At 70.6% G+C, this 7567-nt stretch carries 3 protein-coding genes and 1 pseudogene; 2 read left to right on the top strand and 2 right to left on the bottom strand.

The features are described from left to right. Positions 1-39 precede the first annotated feature (39 nt). Positions 40-1728, top strand: coding sequence for a sensor histidine kinase (locus BU52_RS22470; protein ID WP_051858523.1), 1689 nt, complete (start codon positions 40-42; stop codon positions 1726-1728). 68 nt (positions 1729-1796) lie between these two features. On the opposite strand, the gene BU52_RS22475 is transcribed toward BU52_RS22470, so the two are convergent. After that, positions 1797-5324 carry a M28 family peptidase gene (locus BU52_RS22475; RefSeq protein WP_037937198.1) on the bottom strand — a complete coding sequence of 1176 codons (3528 nt, stop codon included), beginning with the start codon at positions 5322-5324 and terminating at the stop codon, positions 1797-1799. A gap of 240 nt (positions 5325-5564) precedes the next feature. Further along, positions 5565-7025: a helix-turn-helix domain-containing protein gene (locus tag BU52_RS22480; RefSeq protein ID WP_037937200.1), complete on the bottom strand. Its 1461-nt coding sequence runs from the start codon at positions 7023-7025 to the stop codon at positions 5565-5567. 179 nt (positions 7026-7204) lie between these two features. On the opposite strand from BU52_RS22480, the pseudogene BU52_RS22485 reads away from it, so the two are divergent. Further along, positions 7205-7567: pseudogene (locus tag BU52_RS22485) on the top strand (hypothetical protein); the annotation flags it as partial.

Here is a 7567-nt window from a genome sequence, read left to right on the forward strand (position 1 = left end):
CCGCGCTGGGGCCTGTTCGCCCGTCTGCTCACCGCCTCGATGCTGGTGGCCGTGTGCGCGGTGGCCGCGACGACCTGGCTCGCCGTCACCGGCACCTCCCGGGCCATCCGCACGCAGCAGGGACAGTCGTTGCGGGACGACACCCGTGTCTACGACACCCTCATCGAGTACGCGGCGACGCACACCGACTGGGGCGGGGTACAGGATCTGGTCGTCGACCTCGCGGAGCGAACCGGCAGGGCGGTCACCGTGACCACAGCGGCACGCACCCGCATCGCCGGCTCGGAGCCGCATGTCCGACTGCCGTACCGGCCGACCGCGCTCCTCGACCCGTTGCGGCTGGACCCGGTCCTGTCCGACGCCGGGCCGATCGATCCGCGCGCGGTGGGCCCCTTCCTGCTGCCGGCGAGGGACCGCGAAAAGCTGCGGGTCACCGCGGACCGGATCGCCAGTTGTCTGCGGGGCAGAGGCGTCGCCGCCGACGTCACCACCCTGCCGAGCGGGCGGCCTGCGATACGGCCCAGCCTGGCGGATGGGAGCGTCACGTGTGCTGCGCACCTGCTGTGGAAGCCCGTGCCGTTGGAGCGGCTGCCGCTGGCCCAGGTCAACGAGCTCGCCACTGACTGCATGAAGCGAAGGGGCAGGGAAGGTGTCAAGGTCAACGTGGACTTCTCCTGGAGCCTTATGGGAAAGGGGCCGGAGGATTCCGACCGTGCAGCCCAGGAGTGCGTCACCGAGGCCCGGCGCGAGCAACTCGGCTCCTATGTCTCGCCGCCCGTGCTTCTGTTCGTTGGCGACCGCGACGGTCCGGACACCTCGGGCTTCCACCTGTCCACAGAAAACGTGACGCGCATCGCCGGAGCTGCGGTCCTGGTTCTCGCCGTCGCCGCCGCCGTGACGACTCTGGTGGGCCGGAGGCTGGTGCGTCCGCTGCGCAGCCTGATCAGGGCAGCCGAGCATCCCGCCGACGAGACCGTACGTGTCCCGGTGACGACGCGGGACGAGATCGGCCGCCTGGCTGCGGCGTTCAATGACCTCACCGATCGCAGGGAGCGACTCGAACAGCAACGCAAGTCGCTCGTCGGCGACGTGGCGCACGAACTGCGCACCCCGTTGACCAACATGCGCAGTTGGCTGGAGGCGGGCCAGGACGGCCTCACCCCGGTCGACGGGGACCTGCTGGCACTTCTGTTGGAGGAGGCGGTGCTGTTGCAGCACATCATCGACGATCTGCGGGATCTCGCGGCCGCGGACGCGCGGACTCTGGTGCTGCACCGTGAACCGTTGTACGTGCGGGATCTGCTGGAGCAGGTGGTGTCGGCACACCGGGGCACGGCCGATCCGGCCGGTGTCGAATTGCGCATCGAGACTGCGGAGCGACTGGAGGCGGATGCCGACCGGATGCGGCTGCGTCAAATGGTCAGCAACCTCGTGTGCAACGCGATCAGGCACACGCCGGGTGGTGGTCGTGTCGTGCTGCGTGCCCGCAGGGAGGGCGGTGATCTGGTGGCGGAGGTCGCTGACTCGGGCGCCGGGATCGATCCGGCGGATCTCGGCAGCGTCTTCGATCGTTTCTGGCGGGCGGACAAGTCGCGCAGCCGGCAGACCGGCGGTAGCGGTCTGGGGCTGGCCATCGTCCGCAAACTGGCCGAGGCGCACGGCGGTTCGGTCTCGGTGGAGAGCAAGCCCGGTGCCGGGTCCGTGTTCACCGTCCGATTGCCGCAGTGACGCGGGGCGTGGAAGCGGGGCCCGGACCGGCTGTCCCCCTCGGTCCGGGCCCCGCGCTCATCGGGCGGTCAGCTGCCCTGCAGGGTCACTTCGTCGATGACGAAGCTGGTCTGCAGATACGCGTCCTCGGTGGAGGTGAAGCCCACCGTGACCCGCTGGCCGGCGTAGGCGCTCAGGTCGAGCGACTGCCGGACGTAGCCGCTGCTCGCGTCGGCGTTGGACTTGGTGCTGATGGTGGTGCCGTTGACCTGTACCCGCAGGAAGTCGTACGGGGTACTGGTGCGTTCGTCCGTGTCGGTGTGCAGGAAGTACTCCAGCTTCACCGTGTCACAGCCGTTGGGGACGGTCACGGACTGGCTGATCGTCTCGCTGCTGGTCCTTCCATAGCCGCCCAGCCAGCTGTAGCGGCTGCCGGTGTGGGGGGACTGGCCGTCGAACGACCCGATGGTCCGGGTGTCGCCGGTCCACGGCGACGTGCCGTCCTCGAAGCCGCCGTTGCCGATCTTCTGGCCGGTGTCGCAGTCACCGCCGCCGCCCGTCACGGTCAGCGTGTACGTCGTGGTGTGCGTGGCCGACGTACCCGTGCCGGTGACGGTGAGGGTGTAGGTGCCGGGGACGGTGGACGCCGTGGTGGCGAGCCTCATGGCAGCCTGCTCGCCCGAGGTGACGGACGACGGGGCGAACTCCACCGAGACGCCGGCGGGCGCGTTCGGCACCGACAGCCGCACGGTCTGCGCCGAGCCGTTGGTGACGGCAGTGGAGACGGTGGTCTTGATGTCCCCGCCCGGCTCGACGCTGCCCGAGGCGGGCGAGACGGCGAGGGAGAAGTCGTCCGCCGGTGCCTCGTCGCCGACGGCCTGCTCCCACAGGGTGTAGGCGATGCCGTCGGAGGCGCGGTTGAGGCCGGTCAGGTTGATGTTGCTGATGGTGTCGCAGGAGGCGTGGTAGCAGGGGTCGTACGCCCGGCCCGCCGTGCCGCCCCACTTGGCGGCCTGCGCCGAGGTCTTGCGGGCGCTCGCGCCCATGGCGTAGCCGGAGGTGGCGATGGAGTACCGCTCGAAGGAGTAGTCGTCACTGCGTCCGGCGCCCTCGGTGTTCTCCTCGGGCGCGAGGTCCAGCGAGGCCCAGTACTCCTTCATCGGTGCCGCGGCCGCCGAGTTGATGTGGTTGATGAAGTAGCCGCCGTTGGTCGAGGCGACCATGTCGAAGTTGTAGTACGCCTTGATCTTCGCGCGGTCGCCCGACGACAGCGAACGGACGTAGAAGTCCGATCCGTTGAGCCCCTGCTCCTCATCGGTCCACCAGGCGAAACGCACGCGGTTCAGCATGGTCGGGTTCTGCCGCGCCAGTTCCAGGGCGTTCTCGAGCAGTGCCGCCGAGCCGGAGCCGTTGTCGTTCATGCCGGGACCCGCGGACACGCCGTCCAGGTGGGCGCCGAACATGTAGACGCTGTCAGCATCGCCCTTGGGCCACTCGGCGATCACGTTGGGGCCTGAGCCGCTCGTGCAGCCGGAGGTGCAGGGCTGCTCGGTGACGGTGAAGCCGGCGGCCTGGAGCTTGCCCTTGACGTAGGCGACGGACTGGTCGTATCCGGTGCCGGTCGAGCGCCGGTTTCCGCCGTTGCGCTCGGCGATGGCCTGGAACTCCTGCAGGTGCGCCTTCACCTTGTTCACGTCGATGTCGGGGGCGTCCCCGCCGGGGTTGCCTCCGCCGCCGATGGTGAGGGTGTACTGCGCGGTGTGGTCGGCCGCGGTGCCGTCACCCTTGACAGTGAGGGTGTACGTGCCCTGCGCGACGGAATCGGCGACGGTCACCTTCATGGTCGCGCTGTTGCCGGCGGTCACCGATGCCGGGTCGAAGGAGACCGAGACACCGGCCGGGGCCCCCGTCGCGGAGAGCGCGACGGTCTGGGCGCTGCCGCTGGTGACGGTCGTGGAGACCGTCGCCGTGGCCGACTGACCCGGCTCGACGCTGCCCGAGGACGGGGTAACCGCCATGGAGAAGTCGGAGGCCGGAGTGCCGGTGCAGGTCGGGTCCGCGGACTGGGCGGGAACACTGATCGCGTCCCAGGCGGCCTTCGTCTTGTTGAAGAGGCTGCACGTGGGGTCGAGGTTCTTGGCGGCGGTCAGTGTCGCCGTACGGTAGCGCTTGTGGGTCATGCCGCTGGTCTTCAGTAGCATGCCGCCGTAGAAGATCTTGCCGGCGTTCTGGATGCCGATCCCGGTCAGGGTGGAGTTGTTGCAGGTGGGGCTGTTCGGTTTGCCGTTACCGGGGTTGGTGCCCTCGGCGAGCAGGTAGAACCAATGGTTCAGCGGGCCGGCGGCCGCGTGGACCTCGGTGTCCGGAATCGAGGACGAGTAGCAGTTGGGGTCCCGGAGCTTGGACGGGTCGTACATGTACCGGATGGGCCCGTTGCCGACGAGGTCGATCGTCTCGCCGACCTCGTAGTCGCCGGGTGTGTCGTACGGCTCCGGCTGGTTGGCGTACGCCTCGGTGAGAGCGCCGAAGATGTCGCCGGTGGCCTCACCGAGACCGCTCTCGTTGCGCGCGCCACCCGGGGTGAACTGGTCGATGCCGTGCCCGTATTCGTGGCCGACGACGTCCATCGAGCCGATCCACTCGTTCGCCTGGTTGTGGCCGATGGCGACGCTGGAGCCGTTCCAGTAGGCGTTGACCGCGTTCAGGCCGACCTTGGTCGGCCAGGTGCCGCCGTTGCCGTTGTGACCGTCGCGGCCGAGCCAGTCGCGGAGCATGTCCGACTGCTTCTGCGCGGCGTACATCACGTCGACGCAGCCGGTCTCCCTGCTGCTCGCGTCGCCGTTGCCCCAGTTGTCGTCGGGGCCGGTGAAGACGGCTCCGCCGCTGTAGTCGGCGCAGCTCAGTCCAGGGCGTGTCGGGTCGCTGAGCCGGTACTGGCCACCGGACTGGCTGGTGTCGATGGACAGCGGATTGGGACCGTTCCACTCGCTGTGGCCACTGCCGGCGCGTACGTCGTCGTAGGAGTCGATGACCTTGCCGTCGCGGGCGTCGACGATGACGTGCAGCCGGCTGGGGCGCTTGTCGGCGGTGGTGCCGGTGACAACGGTCTCCCAGGCGAGCCGTGCCGTGTCGCCGCGCACCGTCACGACGAGCCGCTGCGACTCGGTCTTGTCGGCCTGCTTCAGTTTCGCGCGGCTGGTGCGCGCCGCGGCGGCGGCCTTGATCTTGGCCTCGGTGCCGATGGATATCCTGACGTCGCTCGCGGCGCGCACGGCCCGTACGTCGCCCTTGCCGTCGGCCAGGACGACGGCGTCGCCGCCGACCACGGGCAGGCCGCGGTAGGTCTTCTCGTACGCGATGGAGTAGAGCCCCTTGACCCAGGGGGTGACCATGGTGCGGTCGTAGCGCTCGTCCGGTCCCTTGGCGAGTGCGTCGAAGCCGCTGGCGGTGACTTTGTCGGCGGCGGCGATGGCGCGGTCGACGGGTTTCGGTTCGGCGGCGGAGGCCGCCGAACCGGCTTTCCTGGCGGCGGCCTGGGCAGTGAAGACGGTGGGCAGTGCCACGGTGCCCAGGGCCACGGCCAGGGAGAGGCCGGCCACGGCGAGTCTTCGTTTCACGAGTGCTCCTCGGAAGGTGGGGGGTCGCGCGTCGTGTACGTCGAGCAACCGGGCAGGAGCACGGTGAGGCAGGGCCGCTGGCGAGTGAGGCAGTCATGGACCTGCCATCAGCGCCATGCTCATGCCCGGGCGGCCAGAACACTCACATCACGAAGTCCAGGGGTCAACGGAGTTCACCGGCGTGACGGACTGCTGTCAAACAGTGGCAAACGAGAACCGATATGCGATCCGGGCGGGCGCTCACTCCCCGGCCGACTCCTGTGCCACCCGCATCCGGTCCCGCACGTCGCGCACCTCGCGCACTCCGCCCCATCCGCCGGACAACCGGCGCCACACGCCCTCCAGTTCGTGCGCGATGGTCCGCCGCCGGGCCGACACCGCCTGCTCCACCACCGGACCCACCACCTCCAGCGCCGCGTCCAACTCCCCGGCGCAGGCATGGCAGTCCGCGAGTCGCAGGGTCAGCAGCAGCTTCGTCGGCAGCATCCCGTCCGGCACCTGTTCCAGGGCCCGTTCGGCGGATTCGGCCGCGCTGCGCGCCGTGGCCCGGTCGCCCGTCACCACCGCGAGGTCCCGCAGCCCGCCGGAGACCGCCGATTCGACGCGCAGCTCTCCCTGACCGTCCGCCAGCCAGGGGGCCTCCGCCAGATCGCGCCCGCCCAGCCGGTCGAGGCCCCGCCGGCTGAGCGCGGCCTGCCGTCTGCTCCCCGCGCCATCGCCCATCACCGCGTAACCACGCGCTTGGTACATGTGCGACAGCGTCGCGATCCACCCCCGGCTGCTGTCGAGCCCGGCTACGGCCTGGGCGTAGCCGAGCGAGGAGGCGGGGTCCCCTTCGAGCCGTGCCAGGGTGCACAGGTCGGTCGTCAGGGTCGCCCGTACGGTGAGGTCCCCGCCCGCCTCCGCCCAGTGCAGCCCGTGGACGGTCCATGCCGTCGCCAGTGCTCCCTGCCCGCGCTGCATCCGCAGCCGTCCGGCGAGCTGGGGGTACCGGGCTGCGATCCGCAGCAGGGCCAGGGGCAGGCGCCCCGCCGCGTCGGCCCCCCGGGCCCAGCCGACCAGCGAGCGCAGCACCTGCTCGACGGTGCCGAGCACGGTGGTCGAGGTGGAGTGCAGCGCGGTGCGCTCGCACACGTCCAGGAGCGCGAGGACCAGGTGGACCGTCTCCGGCTCGGCCGTGGCCGGCGCGGCGGCCTCGCGGGCCGCCCGCAACCGCCGCGGTAATCGCTTCACCTCGTCCGTCGGTGGTACGGCACAGGCGGTCGCGCCGTGCAACGGGCAGGTGCCGGGCGCAAGCCGGGCCGGCCAGTCACCGGCCGGGCGGGCCGGCGCGAACGGCCGCGCCGCGCCGTCTCCCGGAAGTGGCGCGAAGAAGCCGGCGGCCAGCGGGGCAGACGGCGGACGCGGCAAGCGGGCGGCGGAAGCGGCAAGCGGGGAAAGCGCGCCATGGGCGCCGAGCACCCGCTCCAGGCTCTCCACCACCCCGGCGGACGGCTCACGGACGCCGCTCTCCCACTTGCTGATCACGCTGTGGTCATGACCGACCCGACGGCCGAGCTGCCGCTGCGTCAGCCCCGCCCTGTGGCGGTGGTACCGGAGCTGTTCCCCGAACTCCGCCCAGGGGGCCGCCTGTCCGCCCTCCACACCACGTGCCCTGCTCAGGCCACCAGATCTTCCGGCACTTGCGTCATCGACGGACATGGCCACTCCTGTCACGGTGATCCGGCCGACGCGGACCGGGCAGCGATGCTAGAGGCCGAGGGGCGCGGTGGCACGGTCTTCGCAGACATGGCCGGTCATGGCCAGTGTCCACCAACCGGCTTCCCGGTCGTACGGAGTTGCCCCCTTCACTGGCGTGCGGCGCTGTTACCTTGACAAGCATGAAGACGCCCGGCGCACGGACGGTCGGACAGTACGGCGGAAACGTCTCGGTACAAGCCCCCGAGGGGGAAGGAGGCGGCCGGCTGGCCCATGACACCGCGGAGCACGTGGTACCGGTGGGGGCGCTGCTCCTGACCGGTCGGCGCCGACGCGCCATGGGCGTGGTGTGCGACGTCGCTCTCGCGCTGGTGGTCGTGGTGGCGGCGAGCCAGTACAGCACCTTCACCGACCTGGTTCTGGGAGGGGTGATGGCCCTGTGCCTGCTGGCCCGGCGCCGACTGCCCGGTGCGGTGCTCGCGGCCGTCCTGGCCCTCACTGCGGCCCAGTTCGCCCTGCATGACCTGCTCGGTCTGGCCTCGGCG

This window comes from Streptomyces toyocaensis, assembly GCF_000725125.1.
GTDB lineage: Bacteria > Actinomycetota > Actinomycetes > Streptomycetales > Streptomycetaceae > Streptomyces > Streptomyces toyocaensis.